Raw genomic sequence first — 15,651 nt, 5'->3', positions numbered from 1 at the left:
CACATAGATCGCATTTCAATCGGGCCCCGCATGCACCTGCATTGCTCGAAACACTCACCCGCCACAACCGCGCTTGATCCCGACATGGCCACAGGCCTAATCTAGCGCCATCCTGCATTGTGCGGCTCGCGGCTGAAGCCGCTCCTACGGGCTCTGCATTCGTCGTAGGAGCGGCTTCAGCCGCGAGCCGCAACAACGCCCAAATCCCCTGCTTCACCCGAACAAGGATGATTCTGCATGTTCGATTTCTCCGCTCAGCTCCAGCAGCGGTTTACCGCCTTGCAGAGCCGTGCCCAGTTCTTCTCCCTGCGTTATGTCCGTCAAACCAGCCAGCATCTTTGCGTGCGCAAGAACGTCGCCGAACCGCCGCACTTGAGCACCGACGAAGGCGCGATGCTGACCGTGCGCCTCAATGGCGTCGAAGCGTACGCGGCGACGCGGGATATTTCCCAACGGGGTCTGCAAGCCGCGCTGGAACAGGCCGAAGCCCACGCCCGCAGGCTCGCCCCTCACGCACTGCTGAACCTCAGCGATCAACCCGTTGCAACCGCGCAGGCTGACTACCTGTCGCCACATTTGCAGGACGCCTTCCCGCCCCTGAGCGATTGCCTCCAGCTGTTACTCAGCGAATCCAGCGCCGTCCCCAAAGACGAGCGGCTGGTGAACTGGCAAGTCACGCTGGGGCTGGAAAACGTCGAGCAGATTTACCTGAATAACGCGGGCGCACAGATTCGTCGGGCGCAGCGTTTTGTCTATCCGGGCATGACCGTCACCGCCTACGACGGCAGTGACAGCCAGACCCGCAGCCTGGGCCGGGACAACTTCGGCCAGCAGGGCGGCGCGGAAGTGATCAGCAGTTGCGGACTGGTGGGCGCTGCAAGCAAAGTCGCCGACCAGGCCTTGCAACTGATCATGGCGCCGAACACGCCGAACGGCCCTCGCGATTTGCTGTTGACGCCGGACCAGATGATCCTGCAAATCCACGAGTCCATCGGCCACCCACTGGAGCTGGATCGCATCCTGGGTGACGAGCGCAACTACGCCGGTACCAGTTTTGTGAAGGCCAGCGATTTCGGTCATCTGCAATACGGTTCCGAATTGCTCAACGTGACCTTCAACCCGGACATCCCGGAGCAACTGGCGAGCTACAGCCACGACGATGACGGCACGCCCGCCAGCAAGCAGTTCCTGATACGCAACGGTTTGCTGGAACGTCCTCTGGGCGGTGCACTGTCGCAATACCGCGCTGATCTGCCCGGCGTCGCCAACAGCCGCGCCTGTAACTGGAACCGTCCACCGATTGATCGCATGGCCAACCTCAACATCGAGCCGGGGGATAAGTCTCTCGACCAGTTGATTGGCGGCATCGAACATGGCGTGCTGATGTCCACCAACCGTTCGTGGTCCATCGATGATGCCCGCAACAAATTCCAGTTCGGCTGCGAATGGGGACAGTTGATCGAAAACGGTGAACTCAAAGGCGTGGTGAAGAACCCGAACTACCGGGCGATTTCCGCGCAGTTCTGGAAAAACCTCAGCGCCGTGGGCGACGCCAGTACCTTCAAAGTGTTGGGTACGCCTAACTGCGGTAAAGGCGAACCCAATCAAGTGGTGCGCGTGGGTCATGCCTCGCCCGCCTGCGTGTTCAAGCAAGTCGATGTATTCGGAGGGGATGCCTGATGTCGCATCAACAGCAGTTTCAGGCACTGGTCGCCGCACTCAACGGTGCAATCAGCGATCAAGAGCGTTTCACTCTTGCCTACAACGCCGAAGAGTCGGACTTCGTTCGTTTCAATCACGCCAAAGTGCGTCAGGTCGGCCACGTGCAGCAGGCCAGCGTGACCCTCAAGCTGATTAACGATGAACGCCACGCCGACTTGCAGTTGACCCTCAGCGGCGACGGCGAGGTGGATCGTCAGCGTTTGAGCGAGGCCTTGGAGCAACTGCGAGAAACGGTAGCGCTGTTGCCGAAAGATCCGTACCTCAAACCCAACACCGAAGCCTGGCAAAGCACTAATGTTCAAGACGTGCCCTTGCCGGACAGCGAACATGTGGTCGGGCAAATTGCTGAGCTTGGCGAAGGGCTGGATCTGGTTGGTTTCTATGCAGCCGGACCTTTATATCGAGGCTTCGCCAGCTCGTGGGGCGCGTTTGGCTGGCATCAAGCCAACAGCTTCAATTTCGACTGGAGTCTGTTTCACGAGAACGGTCAGGCGGTCAAAGCCAACTATGCCGGGCACGACTGGAGTGACGATGTTTTCGCACGTCGTTTCGAGCTGGCTCGCGAACAACTGGAGTTTCTCGGCAAGCCGCTGAAAACCCTCGCGCCGGGTCAATACCGTGCGTATCTGGCCCCTGCCGCGATGGATGAAATCATCGGCATGCTGTGCTGGGGCGGATTCTCGGCCCAGTCGTTGGCGAACAAGACCAGCCCATTGCAAAGGCTGTACAGCGGTGATGCTCAGTTCAGTCCTCTGGTGAGCCTCGACGAGCAGGTCAGCGGTTCACTGTCGCCAGCATTTTCCGGTGAAGGCTATCCACGTCGGGACCTGGTGTTGATCCGTGAAGGTAAAGGCGGTGAACAGTTGGTGGGGTCTGCCAGTGCTGCGGAGTATGGCTTGGCGGCAAACGGCGCTGAGCCTTGGGAAGCGCCGAACTCCTTGAGCATGGCGGCGGGTGGCCTGGATCTGGAGCAGATTCTGGAGAAGATCGGCACAGGTTTGTACATCGGAAACCTGTGGTACTTGAACTACTCAGACCAGACCGCCGCGCGCCTGACCGGCATGACCCGCTTCGCGACGTTCTGGGTGGAAAACGGCAAGATCCAGGCCCCGGTCAGCACCATGCGTTTCGACGACAGCGCCTACAGCCTGCTGGGCAGCGCGCTGGAAGATTTGACCAAAGAGCGGGAACTGATCCTGTCCACAAGTACCTATAGTGAGCGCCAGACAGCTTCGAGCCAGTTGCCGGGTGCGCTGATCAGCAAGTTGACGTTGACGTTGTAAGGACCGCTGAAAAATCAATGTGGAATGATGATTTTGTGGGAGAACAGGTCTTGCGGGCGATGACGTGGGACCGGCTTTAGCCGGGAAGAGGCCAGTACATCCATTGCACTTTTGTGATCAGGAATGCAGCTTTCCCGGCTAAAGCCGGTCCCACGTCAGCTATGCGCAGCCGTAGAATCTCCTACAGGAGATATCGACCGACCGGGGTGGCGCTCCACAGGATATCAACCAGCCTCAGGATCACTTCCTAAGACAAGGACCCAAATGCCGACCACCACACCGCTTCTGGATGAAAAAACCCTTCGCTGGCTGCCTTGGGTGGTCGCTATCGCGTTCTTCATGCAGAGCCTGGACGGCACGATTCTCAATACTGCGCTGCCTTCCATGGCCCGCTCACTGGCGGAAGATCCGCTGCGCATGCAATCGGTGGTCATCGCTTACATGCTGACCATCGCCCTGCTGATCCCGGCTTCAGGCTGGATCGCCGACCGGTTTGGCATCAAGCAGATTTTCTTTAGCGCGATCCTGCTGTTCAGTTTTGGCTCGTTGCTCTGCGCTATCTCCAACTCGCTGGGTATGCTGGTCGGTGCACGGATCGTTCAAGGTCTGGGCGGAGCGTTGATGCTGCCCATTGGGCGATTGATCGTGCTGCGCGCCTACCCGCGCTCGGAGCTGGTGCGCATCATGAGCTTCATCACCCTCCCCGGCCTGCTGGGTCCATTGATGGGCCCGACCATGGGCGGCTGGATGGTCGAATACCTGAGCTGGCACTGGATCTTCCTGATCAATATTCCGGTGGGCATCCTCGGTTGCTGGGCGGTGCATCATTTCATCCCGAACCTGGCCGGTGGCGGCCGCACAAAATTCGACGGTATAGGCTTCGCGCTGTTTGGCGCATCGATGGTGCTGATCACGATTGCCCTGGAAGGCCTGGGCGAATTGCATTTGCCGCATTTGCGGGTGGTGCTGCTGTTGTTCGCAGGCTTTGGTTGTCTGGCAGCGTACTGGCTACGCGCCGGGCACGTGGAGTCGCCACTGTTCGGGCCGTCACTGTTCCGTACTCGCACCTTCGCCGTAGGCATTCTCGGCAATCTGTTCGCCCGACTGGGCAGCGGCGCCCTGCCGTTTCTCATGCCGTTGCTGCTGCAAGTCGCACTGGGGTATTCGCCGTCACAAGCGGGCATGAGCATGTTGCCGCTGGCGGCTGCGGCGATGTTTGCCAAGTCCGTCGCGCGCTGGCTCATCGAACGGCTTGGCTACCGCATCATCCTGACCGGCAACACGCTGATGCTGGGTATTCTGCTGTCCAGCATCGCGCTGGTGGATGCACAAACGCCGTACTGGATGTTGTTGGTGCACCTGGGTCTGCTAGGGGCCGTGAACTCGCTGCAATTCACCGCCATGAACACGGTGACCCTGATCGATCTGGACGACGCCAGCGCCGCCAGCGGCAACAGCCTGCTCTCGGTGGTGGCGCAATTGTCCCTGAGCTTCGGTGTGGCGTGCGCGGCCGCGCTGCTGGGCGGATTTACCGAACAAGTGTCGACCGGCGAAGTCAGCAGCGTGCTGGGCGCATTTCAGCTGACGTTCTTGACGGTGGGCGTGATGGCGATGCTGGCGGCGGGGATATTTCTGCAGTTGCCGTCTAGAGAAGCGAAACCGGCGGCGAATTGAAATACATTCCATGTGGGAGCGGTGCTTGCCCGCGATAAGGACATCTCGATTCTGCAGGTAGATCACCTAAACCTTATCGCGGGCAAGCACCGCTCCCACAGGGTTCATTCCAACCTGCGCACCCATGCCACCCGGCGGGAGCGCGCCTGATGGCTCTGTGACCTGATACACTGCGCGACATTTTGTTTTGCAGGCTCTTACCGTGACTAACACCGCTTTCAATACTTTGCCCCTGTCCGCCCCCATGTTGGCTAACCTGGAGTCCCTTGGTTATGCCGAAATGACGCCGATTCAGGCGCAGAGCCTGCCGGTGATTCTCAAGGGTATGGACCTGATCGCTCAGGCCAAGACCGGTAGCGGCAAGACCGCAGCGTTCGGTATCGGTCTGCTCAACCCGATCAACCCGCGCTACTTCGGCTGTCAGGCGCTGGTGCTGTGCCCGACCCGCGAACTGGCTGACCAGGTCGCCAAGGAAATCCGTCGCCTGGCCCGTTCGGAAGACAACATCAAGGTCCTGACCCTGTGTGGCGGCGTGCCGTTTGGCCCGCAGATCGGCTCGCTGGAGCACGGCGCTCACATCATCGTTGGCACCCCAGGTCGCATTCAGCAGCATTTGCGCAAAGGCTCGCTGGTGCTGGATGGCTTGAACACGCTGATCCTCGACGAAGCCGACCGCATGCTGGACATGGGCTTCTACGACGCCATTGCCGACATCATCGAGCAGACTCCCAAGAAGCGTCAGACCCTGCTGTTCTCCGCCACTTACCCGGTGGGCATCAAGCAGTTGTCGTCCAAGTTCATGCGCGACCCGCAGACCGTCAAGGTTGAAGCGCTGCACGCTGACAGCCAGATCGAACAGATTTTCTACGAAATCTCCCCGGAAGACCGTCTCGACGCCGTCGTGAAAGTTCTCGGTCATTTCCGTCCGCAATCCTGCGTTGCGTTCTGCTTCACCAAGCAGCAGTGCCAGGAAGTGGTCGACCACCTGACCGCCAAAGGTATTTCCGCCGTCGGCCTGCATGGCGACCTGGAACAGCGTGACCGTGATCAAGTGCTGGCGATGTTTGCCAACCGCAGCACTTCGGTACTGGTTGCCACCGACGTTGCAGCCCGTGGTCTGGACATCGATGCGCTGGATATGGTGATCAACGTCGAGCTGGCCCGGGATTCGGAAATGCACATTCACCGCGTCGGCCGTACCGGTCGTGCGGGTGAAAAAGGTGTTGCGGTCAGCCTCGTCGCGCCCTCGGAAAGCCAGCGCGCCCGCGCCATTGAAGAACTCCAGAAAGCTTCGCTGCGCTGGGAACAGCTCGACAGCCTGAAGAACGCTGGCGGTTCGCAGTTGATCCCGACCATGAGCACGCTGTGCATCGGTTCCGGTCGTAAAGACAAATTGCGTCCGGGCGACATTCTCGGCGCACTGACGGGCGAAGCCGGTATTCCGGGCGCTCAGGTGGGCAAGATCGCGATCTTTGATTTCCAGGCCTATGTGGCCGTTGAGCGCAGCGTCGCCAAGCAAGCGCTGGAGCGCTTGAATAACGGCAAGATCAAAGGCAAATCGCTGCGCGTCCGGATTTTGTAAGATCCAAGCCAAATGCAGAACCTGTGGGAGCGGTGCTTGCCCGCGATAGGGCTGGACGCGGTTCACTTTAGAATCGCGGTGTTCTTATCGCGGGCAAGCACCGCTCCCACATAAGAAATCATCCCCGAGGACATCGCTTTGCCCGTTACTGACGTTGTGATCATTGGCGCTGGCGCCGCAGGTTTGATGTGCGCGCTGACCGCTGCTGGCCGTGGCCGCAAAGTGATGCTGATCGATCACGCCAACAAGCCCGGCAAGAAGATCCTCATGTCCGGCGGCGGGCGTTGCAACTTCACCAATATGTACACCGAGCCGAGCAACTTCCTCTCGCAGAACCCGCACTTCTGCAAGTCGGCACTGGCGCGTTATACCCAGTGGGATTTCATTGGTCTGGTGGGTAAACACGGCGTGCCGTACCACGAGAAAAAACTCGGGCAATTGTTCTGCGACAACAAGTCCAGCGACATCCTCGAGATGCTCCTCGACGAATGCAGGCAGGCCGGTGCCAGCCTGCACATGGACACGTCCGTGCAGCAGATCGAAAAAACCGAAACCGGTTACATGCTGACCACGACTCTGGGCAACATCAGCTGTGAATCGCTGGTCATCGCCACGGGCGGTTTGTCTATTCCGACACTGGGCGCGACCGGTTTTGGTTATCAAGTGGGCAAGCAGTTCGGTCACACCTTGCTGCCGACCCGCGCCGGGCTGGTGCCGTTCACCATCACCGACCAGCTCAAAGAGCTGTGTACCGAGCTGTCCGGTACGTCGGTGGATTGTCTGGTCAGCTGCAACGACACGAGTTTCCGCGAGAACATTCTGTTCACCCACCGCGGCCTCAGTGGCCCGGCGATTCTGCAGATTTCTTCGTTCTGGCATCCTGGCGACGCTGTGGAAATCAACCTGCTGCCCGATCACGACGTGCCGAGCTGGCTCAACGAGCAACAAGCCGAACGGCCCAACAGCGAACTGAAGACCCTGCTAGGGGAGATCTTCACCAAGAAAATGGCCAACCTGATTGCCGAGCAGTGGTTTGTGTCCAAACCGATGAAGCAATACACCCATGCCGAACTGGCCGACATCGCCACAAAGCTGGCGTCGTGGCAGGTCGTACCGGCAGGCACTGAAGGCTATCGCACTGCCGAGGTAACACTGGGGGGCATCGACACGCGGGAAGTGTCCTCCAAGACAATGGAATCCCTGAAATCACCGGGGCTGTATTTTGTCGGTGAAGTGCTGGACGTCAGCGGGCATCTGGGCGGCTTCAATTTCCAGTGGGCGTGGGCCTCGGGGTATGCGGCTGCGCAGTTTGTTTGATCTGGAATGCAGAGCCCTTTGTGGGAGCGGTGCTTGCCCGCGATAAGGGCGGCGCGGTCTGAGAGATAAATCGCGGTGTTCTTATCGCGGGCAAGCACCGCTCCCACAGGATTTGAGCTCCGCCTTCAAAATCTGCATCTATCGAATAAATCTCGCCAACTGGATGTACAGATCCGCCTCAGGCCTGTACATATCCACTTCAGCATTGATCAAACGTGAAACAGCTCTTTTATGGCATCGAAATCTCTTCGTCATACCTTCCGCCGTCTGTGGGCGCTGGATAAGTTCAGTTACAGCGTTCGCGTCTTCATTGCGCTGACCGGCAGCATGGCGCTGTGTTGGTACCAGAATGAAATGGGGCTGCTGATTCCGCTGTTTCTCGGGATTATCGCCTGCGCCCTCGCCGAAACCGATGACAGTTGGCAAGGCCGTCTAAACGCGCTGGCGGTGACGCTGGTGTGTTTCAGCATCGCCGCCATGGCCGTGGAGTTGTTGTTCCCCTACCCGTGGATCTTCGCCATATCACTGGCGATCGCCAGTTTTGCGCTGACCATGCTCGGCGCGCTGGGCGAACGCTATAGCGCGATTGCTTACGGCACTCTGATTCTCTCGGTTTACACCATGATTGGCGTCGATCAGCGTGGCGGTGAGGTGCTGGACTTCTGGCACGAGCCGATGCTGCTGGTAGCAGGCGCTGCGTGGTACGGCTTGCTGTCTGTGTTGTGGCAAATGCTGTTTTCCAACCAGCCGGTGCAACAGGCGCTGGCGCGGCTGTTTCGCGAACTGGGCCAATACCTGAAGTTGAAGTCGAGCCTGTTCGAGCCGATTCGCCAACTGGATGTTGAAGCGCGCCGTCTGGAACTGGCCCAGCAAAACGGTCGGGTCGTTGCGGCCCTGAACGCCACCAAGGAAATCATTCTGCACCGGGTTGGCAACGGTCGGCCCGGTTCGAAAGTCAGCCGCTACCTGAAGCTGTACTTCATTGCTCAGGATATCCACGAGCGCGCCAGTTCATCGCACTACCCTTACAACTCACTGGCCGAAGCCTTCTTCCACAGCGACGTGCTGTTCCGCTGTCAGCGCCTGCTGCGTCAGCAAGGTTCGGCCTGTCAGGCCTTGTCAGAGTCGATCCAGCTGCGCCAGCCGTTCGTGTACAACGACAGCTTCGCATTTGCGATGGAAGACTTGCGCGCCTCGCTGGAACACCTGCGTATTCAGAGCAACCCGGCATGGCGCGGCCTGCTGCGCTCGTTGCGGGCTTTGGCGAACAACCTGGAAACCCTGGATCGGCTGCTCAGCGATGCCAGTAACCCGGACGCTCTGGCTGACGCTACTGACAGCTCGCTGCTGGACCGCTCGCCGCGTACGTTCAAGGACGCCTGGACCCGTCTGCGTCTGCAGATGACCCCGACTTCGCTGTTGTTCCGCCACGCGTTGCGCTTGCCGCTGGCGTTGACCGTCGGCTATGCGATGGTGCATTTGATTCATCCGTCGCAAGGCTACTGGATCATCCTCACTACGGTATTTGTCTGCCAGCCGAGTTACGGCGCAACCCGCCGCAAGCTGGGCCAGCGCATCATCGGCACAGCCATTGGCCTGACCATCGGCTGGGCGCTGTTTGATCTGGTCACCAGCCCGATTCTGCAATCGATGTGTGCGGTACTGGCGGGCGTGGTGTTCTTCGTCAATCGCACCACGCGCTACACGCTGTCCACTGCGGCCATCACCATTATGGTGTTGTTCTGCTTCAATCAGGTCGGCGACGGTTATGGGCTGTTCCTGCCACGCTTGTTCGACACCCTGCTGGGCAGCCTCATCGCAGGGCTCGCGGTGTTCCTGTTCCTGCCGGACTGGCAAGGTCGAAGGCTGAACAAAGTGCTGGCCAATACCCTGACCTGCAACAGCATTTATCTGCGCCAGATCATGCAGCAATATGCCAAAGGCAAGAGCGACGACCTGGCTTATCGCCTGGCCCGACGTAACGCCCACAACGCTGACGCAGCGCTGTCCACAACGCTGGCCAACATGCTGATGGAGCCCGGCCATTTCCGTAAGGAAGCAGACGTGGGCTTCCGCTTTCTGGTGCTCTCCCACACCTTGCTCAGCTATCTGTCAGGGCTGGGCGCGCATCGCGAGACGCAACTGCCAGCCGAGGTCCACGAACAGCTCATCAATGGCGCGGGTACGACACTGGCGGCGAGTATCGATGAGATCGCCCAAGGCCTCGCCGAGAAGCAGCACGTGGCGATTCACAGCGACACCGAAGAGGCGCTGGCCACTGAGCTGGAGCAAATGCCTGATGAACTGGATGAAAGTCAGCGTCTGGTGCAGACCCAGCTGGCGCTGATCTGCCGTCAACTGGGGCCGCTGCGGACCCTGGCGGCGCACTTGATCAAGGCGCCGGAGCCTGTCACTACAGACCGTGTCGCTTGAAGATTTCCGCGTAACTGCCGTCAGCTTTCATGGCGGCAATTTCCCGGTTGAAATCAGCAACGATCACCTGGTGTTTCGGGTTCTTGAGACTGACCAGAATATGCAGGTTGTTCTCGCTCAGTGATTTAGGCAAGAACTCCAGCTTGTCGCGGACACTCTTGGGCTCAGCAGCCAGATAGTAACGAGCGACGAATTCATCCTCCACGGCTAGATCAACACGTCCCGCCACGACCATGTGCAGCGCCACGGAAAAGTTGTTCACCGGCACCTTTTCCAGCAGGTCGTCGTTATCGAATTCGGCGGAATAGCTGTAGCCTCTGACAACCGCAATGGGCCGCTCGTACAACTGGCTTAGATCCTGAAACTGAACGCTGGAGCGGGTGCGTTTGAGAAAGCGGACGCGATTAACCAAGTACTCTTCCGAGAAGTAACCAATGCGGGTGCGATCGTCACTGAACCAGGCATTGATCAGCACGTCGTAACGCCCCTCCTCGACTCCGAGTAACGCTCGCGCCCACGGCACCTGTTCATACTCGGTGCTGTATCCGGCACGCTGCAATGCGGTGCTGACCAGATCACTGGCCAGGCCATTATTGAGTAATGAAGCGTCCGTGAACGGCGGCCAGGAATCGGCCACCAATCGCACTCTCTCTTCTGCGCTGGCCTGCGCCATCAACAGCAATCCCAGCAAAGCAATGGCTCGAAGCACACACGACATGCTTATATCCCTGAGACGGGCGACGCCCGGATGATTACAGCCAACGCCCGGAAAATCGGTGATGGCATGTAGCCTCATTGAAGCTGCATAAAGCCCTTTTCACAACTCACACATCGATGACATTACGTGCAGCGCGCGGCAGAACCGTAGAAGGGTTATCGGCAACCCACACAAAACATTCACACGCATTCATGCAGGGTTCATTGGGTATCTGACCGGATGAGTTAGTATTCGCTCAACGTTTCTTCACCGAGTCAGTGACATGCCTATCAACTGGATCTGCAAACACCACACCGATCTGAGCAAGGAGCAGCTTTACGCCATCCTGCAATTGCGCGCGGAGGTGTTCGTGGTTGAGCAGCAATGCGTTTATCTGGATGTCGACGGCCAGGATCTGATGGGGGATACCTGCCATTTGATGGCTTGGCAGGAAGACAGGCTGGTTGCCTATTTGCGCTTGCTCGACCCTATCCAGCAAGGCGGCGACGTGACCATTGGCCGCGTTGTGACCGCCCCCTCGATACGCAGCCGTGGCATTGGCCATGAGCTGATGGAACAGGCACTGGAAAACGCAGAGAAAACCTGGCCCGATCAGCCGATCTATCTGTCAGCTCAGGCGCACTTGCAGGGCTATTACGCCCGTTACGGCTTCGAGCCAGTGGGCGATGTGTATCTGGAAGACGAAATCCCCCACATCGGTATGCGTCGCGATCTGGAGTAAAACGCTCAGGGATAACCGAGCACGGCCTTGATCTGTGCCAGATTGCCGGCAATCCAGTTCTTGTCGATCGCGCCCCAATCACGAATCCGGTATTGCCCGGCGTGATTACGGGCACCGTCGAGCTGCTCGAACTCACACTCGATATCCAGATCCGCCAACGCAGCAATCGTGTCCTGCGCGGTTCGCCGTGGCATGCCGGTCACGTCGACCAATGCCGGGACGTTGCTGGCCAGTTCGCTGTCGATCAGATACGCCACGTATAGGCGACGGTAGAAACTGGATTTGGTTTTGCTGACGTCCATCGTTAGGAATCCTCACTGATGTCGTGGGACCGGCTTTAGCCGGGAAGGCGGTATTTTTGCAGATGAAGATTCAGCGCCTGTCCGGGCCTCTTCCCGGCTAAAGCCGGTCCCACGTCGGTATAGAAGCTTTTACTGCATATCCCGCCACGTCAGATAAACCCGCAGATCGAACTCCAACTGGTGATAGCCGGGCTGCATGTGCTCGCACAGTTTGTAGAACGCCTTGTTGTGGTCTGATTCCTTGAAGTGCGCCAGCTCGTGTACGACGATCATCTTCAGGAACTCCGGGGGCGCTTCCTTGAAGAGCGAGGCAACACGGATTTCCTTCTTGGCTTTGAGTTTGCCGCCCTGCACCCGTGAAATCGTCGTGTGTAGACCCAATGCGCGATGGGTCAGATCGAGACGGTTATCGAACAGCACTTTGTCGATGTTCGGCGCATTGCGCAGGTATTCCTGCTTGAGCCCTAACGCGTAAGCGTACAACGCCTTGTCACTTTGCACGTCATGACGTTCAGGGTAGCGCTGCTGCAGGTAGTCGCCCAGTTTGTTCATGGCGATGAGCTGCCGTACCTGATCCTGAAGAGCAACCGGATAAGCCTGGAGGTATTTAAGAGGAACAGTCGCCGATGCAGTCATGAGCCGTAACGTAGAGTGAAAGGCGCCAGTGTACAGAACTCACTGTTATTTTAGGCTCTCCCAGTCAAACACTTTCGGAAAGCTCAATGCCTCGTCGGCCAACATTGGGCGCGCCACCAGATAGCCCTGAATCAACTGGCAACCGTTGTCGGCCAGCCACTCGTATTGCTCAAGGGTCTCGACACCTTCGGCGATCACCAGCACGTTCAGGTTGCGACACAGATCAATGATGCTGCGCGCCACCGCGGTATCACGCGGTGTGGTGAGCATACCGGCGATGAAATGCCGGTCGATCTTCAGGGTGTCGATGTCCAGATTGCGCAAATGAGTCAGTGAACACTCGCCCACACCGAAATCATCCAGTGCAACGCTCACGCCGATGTCATGCAAGTGTCGGATCTGATTACGGCTGTGGGTCAGGTTATTCACCAGCGACGCCTCGGTGAGCTCCACCTCCAACTGACCAGGTTTGAGGTCATAGCGTTGCATGGCGCGGCGCAGCTCGGCAGCAAGGTTAGGCATGCAGAACTGCGTAGGGCTGACACTGATGCTCAGCACCAGGTCGTCATCAAAGACATCAAGGCAGCGGCCACGATGTTCGGCCCCCTGTTCGAAGATCCACCCGCCCAGCTTGTTGATCAGGCGAGTCTCTTCAAGCAGAGGAATGAACACGCCCGGCGGTACATCACCGGCGCTTGGATGCTGCCAGCGCAACAATGCCTCGAAACCTCGCAACTTCCCATCGGCAATGGAGACCTGCGGTTGATAAACCATGGAGAAATCGTGGCCATCGATGGCGGTGCGCACGCTGTCTTCAAGCATCAGCCTGGAACGGGCGCGGCCATTCATTTCCTGGTCGTAGAAACGATATTGCTGACGACCCGCGCGTTTGGCCTCGTACATGGCGATATCCGCCGCACGCAGCAGCCCGTCAAGATTGGAGCCGCAGTCCGGGTAGGTCGCGATGCCGATACTGGCACCCAGCGTGACGTCCAGGCCATCGATCTGCCTGCGTATCGAAACTCGCTCGATAAGCTTCTCTGCCACTTTGGCGGCCTGTTCGGGGAAGTCCAGACCGTCGATGACCACGGTGAATTCATCGCCGCCCATGCGGGCAAGAACGTCGTAGGGCCGCATACAGTCTTTGAGTTGCTGCGACACCCAAAGCAGCACCTGATCTCCGGCGTCGTGGCCAAGGGAATCGTTGACCCGCTTGAAACCGTCCAGATCCAGATACAGCAGCACCAGAAACCGGCCCGCCTGCTCACGCAGCAACAAACCCTCCACCGCCTGATAGAAGCCGCGTCGGTTAAGCAAACCGGTCAACGCATCGGTAACGGCTTGCTGTTCCAATTGCTGATAAAGATTGCGCACCACCGACATGTCTAGAATGCTGAACACCATGGATTTCTGTTCGACCGGCAATGGCGCGCAGGACAACGCCACCGGCAGTTGCCGACCCTCACTGGTCCGCAGGACCGCGTCGTGCAGGCGATAGATTTCAGCATTGCGGTAATGACGATAGAAGCCGGACTGCGCCCAATCGACAACGTCCGGCTCAATCAGGTAATCAATCACGCGGGTACCGCTCAACGTCTCGGCGCTGGCACCCAACAGGCGGCAGATTGCGGGGTTGGCGAAATTGATCAGACCGGCCTCGTTGACGACCAGAATGCCCTCGTCGATGTTATCCAGCACGGAGGCGTTGAAGGCTCTGGCCGCTTCCAGTTCTCGGGAGATTCGCTGCAGGGCGCGCTGATTCTGCTGCTGCTCCAGCAACACCTGAACCTTGGGTCTGAGGACATTGGGATCGAACGGTTTGAACAGATAGTCGATCGCGCCACTGGCATAGCCGCGATGCACTGCATCCTGAGATTGCTCGTTGGCGGTCAGGAAAATAATCGGGGTCAGCCGCGTTCGCTGGCTGCCGCGCATCAAGCGAGCAACCTCGAAACCATCCATACCCGGCATCTGGACATCGAGCAGCACCAGATCGACTTCGCGCTCCAGGAGCACCGTCAATGCCTCGATCCCCGAGCTTGCCGTGATGATGCACCAGTCCTGCCTTTGCAGGACCGCACGCATGGTCACCAGGTTCTCTGGATAGTCATCCACCACCAACAAAACAGAACAGCCATCACCCGGCTTGGTTTGCGCGCATTCCATGCAACTTCTCTTATGTGGCACGACATCCAGGGACAGTCGTTTTTGATTTCCAATCGGGCAACTTTAGTCGGCTCTCACGGAAACTGAAGATGACTTTGTGATCGCCTTCACTAAAGTTCACATTTAACCGACTAACGGTCATTTCCTACAGGCCACATGGCGCATGCCCTACAGCCAATGTGACAGCACTTTGACGTCATCCGTTCGGCAATTAATTATTAACAGTTCGTTATTGAGAACGTATAACAACAACCCGGAAAGGCTTGATCTAGACAGCCCTTACTGGCAAAGCGACATAATGGAAATTAACTTATGGTAGACATGGCTTCGTGGAATTTAAGCATTCCTGTGGGTTCGCCCCCCAAAACCATCGAGACGTCCCAGCTGAAACAAGGCTATGACGGCAAATATTTTCGTTCAGAGTCGGGCTATAGCTTTTTCTGGTCACCGGTAACCGGATCAAAAACCGAAAACGCCAAATACCCGCGAAGTGAACTGCGCGAAACCTGGTCCGACGGCACACTGCACAACTGGATGTATCCGGACGCCGACAACTTCCTGTCCGCCACACTTGAAGTCAATCAGGTGCCTTCCTCGGGCAAGATCGTGATTGGCCAGATACACGCCTACGAGAGCACCGAGCCGATGCTCAAGGTTGAGTATCAGTACAAGGAAGACACCAAGTCCGGGAATATCGTTGCCAAGTTCCGCAACCGCTATGACGACGACGAAGGCCGCGTCATTCAGATTGCCGAAGGCGTACCGCTGAACGAGCGCTTCAATTACAAGATCCACCTCAGCCCCGGAGGAGATCTAAGCGTCAGCGCGAGAGGTCAGAACTGGACCAGCCCGGTCAGCGCCACCTGGCGTGACAAGCCGTTGTACTTCAAGGCAGGGGTTTACGTGCAGGACAATTCTGGCTACAGCAGCGAAGGCGGCAAGGCCACCTTCTATAAGCTGGATATTGATCACAACAAGACGTAGGGCTGAATCCCTGTTGCCCCGACTCCCTGTAGGGATGCCCCTTTAGTCCAGACGCCGCGCTGTCGCGCAGCAAACACGGACCCTGTAGGAGTGAGCTTGCTCGCGATTCAGGC

General features: G+C 58.2%; 12 protein-coding genes. 8 read left to right on the top strand and 4 right to left on the bottom strand.

Annotated elements, in window-relative coordinates; genetic code table 11:
- Positions 1–237 precede the first annotated feature (237 nt).
- The 6 genes from H8S59_RS21255 to yccS all read left to right on the top strand — a co-directional run bounded on the left by H8S59_RS21255 (position 238) and on the right by yccS (position 10,011).
- The gene (locus H8S59_RS21255; RefSeq protein WP_187522706.1) at positions 238–1,680 is read left to right on the top strand and encodes a TldD/PmbA family protein; all 1,443 of its coding nucleotides are present in this window, start codon (positions 238–240) and stop codon (positions 1,678–1,680) included.
- The gene (locus tag H8S59_RS21250) at positions 1,680–3,005 is read left to right on the top strand and encodes a TldD/PmbA family protein (protein WP_187522705.1); all 1,326 of its coding nucleotides are present in this window, start codon (positions 1,680–1,682) and stop codon (positions 3,003–3,005) included. The genes H8S59_RS21255 and H8S59_RS21250 overlap by 1 nt, the downstream gene beginning before the upstream one ends.
- A 264-nt stretch (positions 3,006–3,269) precedes the next feature.
- Positions 3,270–4,679: a multidrug transporter subunit MdtD gene (mdtD, locus tag H8S59_RS21245; RefSeq protein WP_187522704.1), complete on the top strand. Its 1,410-nt coding sequence runs from the start codon at positions 3,270–3,272 to the stop codon at positions 4,677–4,679.
- A gap of 202 nt (positions 4,680–4,881) precedes the next feature.
- Positions 4,882–6,261, top strand: a complete 1,380-nt coding sequence (gene dbpA / locus H8S59_RS21240; protein WP_099268057.1) for an ATP-dependent RNA helicase DbpA — start codon at positions 4,882–4,884, stop codon at positions 6,259–6,261.
- A gap of 138 nt (positions 6,262–6,399) precedes the next feature.
- Entirely contained in the window at positions 6,400–7,578 is a 1,179-nt protein-coding gene (locus H8S59_RS21235; protein ID WP_095092428.1) for a BaiN/RdsA family NAD(P)/FAD-dependent oxidoreductase, read from the top strand.
- Between the two features lie 231 nt (positions 7,579–7,809).
- The gene (gene yccS / locus H8S59_RS21230; RefSeq protein WP_187522703.1) at positions 7,810–10,011 is read left to right on the top strand and encodes a YccS family putative transporter; all 2,202 of its coding nucleotides are present in this window, start codon (positions 7,810–7,812) and stop codon (positions 10,009–10,011) included.
- Here the strand turns inward: yccS and H8S59_RS21225 are convergent.
- The gene (locus H8S59_RS21225) at positions 9,992–10,729 is read right to left on the bottom strand and encodes a substrate-binding periplasmic protein (RefSeq protein WP_095092430.1); all 738 of its coding nucleotides are present in this window, start codon (positions 10,727–10,729) and stop codon (positions 9,992–9,994) included. The genes yccS and H8S59_RS21225 overlap by 20 nt on opposite strands.
- 262 nt (positions 10,730–10,991) lie before the next feature.
- Between H8S59_RS21225 and H8S59_RS21220 the strand changes: the two genes are divergently transcribed.
- On the top strand, positions 10,992–11,450 hold the full coding sequence (locus tag H8S59_RS21220) for a GNAT family N-acetyltransferase (protein WP_095092431.1): 459 nt from the start codon (positions 10,992–10,994) through the stop codon (positions 11,448–11,450).
- Positions 11,451–11,455: 5 nt separating this feature from the next.
- Here the strand turns inward: H8S59_RS21220 and H8S59_RS21215 are convergent, their stop codons facing one another.
- The 3 genes from H8S59_RS21215 to H8S59_RS21205 all read right to left on the bottom strand — a co-directional run bounded on the left by H8S59_RS21215 (position 11,456) and on the right by H8S59_RS21205 (position 14,554).
- Positions 11,456–11,752, bottom strand: a complete 297-nt coding sequence (locus H8S59_RS21215) for a winged helix-turn-helix domain-containing protein (protein WP_187522702.1) — start codon at positions 11,750–11,752, stop codon at positions 11,456–11,458.
- Between the two features lie 129 nt (positions 11,753–11,881).
- On the bottom strand, positions 11,882–12,388 hold the full coding sequence (locus H8S59_RS21210; protein WP_095092433.1) for a M48 metallopeptidase family protein: 507 nt from the start codon (positions 12,386–12,388) through the stop codon (positions 11,882–11,884).
- Between the two features lie 45 nt (positions 12,389–12,433).
- Positions 12,434–14,554 carry a putative bifunctional diguanylate cyclase/phosphodiesterase gene (locus H8S59_RS21205; RefSeq protein WP_187522701.1) on the bottom strand — a complete coding sequence of 707 codons (2,121 nt, stop codon included), beginning with the start codon at positions 14,552–14,554 and terminating at the stop codon, positions 12,434–12,436.
- A gap of 312 nt (positions 14,555–14,866) precedes the next feature.
- Between H8S59_RS21205 and H8S59_RS21200 the strand changes: the two genes are divergently transcribed.
- The gene (locus tag H8S59_RS21200) at positions 14,867–15,538 is read left to right on the top strand and encodes a polysaccharide lyase family 7 protein (RefSeq protein ID WP_187522700.1); all 672 of its coding nucleotides are present in this window, start codon (positions 14,867–14,869) and stop codon (positions 15,536–15,538) included.
- Positions 15,539–15,651 lie beyond the last annotated feature (113 nt).

Source organism: Pseudomonas folii, from assembly GCF_014357575.1.
Taxonomy (GTDB): Bacteria; Pseudomonadota; Gammaproteobacteria; order Pseudomonadales; family Pseudomonadaceae; genus Aquipseudomonas; species Aquipseudomonas folii.
Note: the sequence above shows the minus strand (reverse complement) of the source record. Positions and strands in the feature narration are given on the sequence as shown.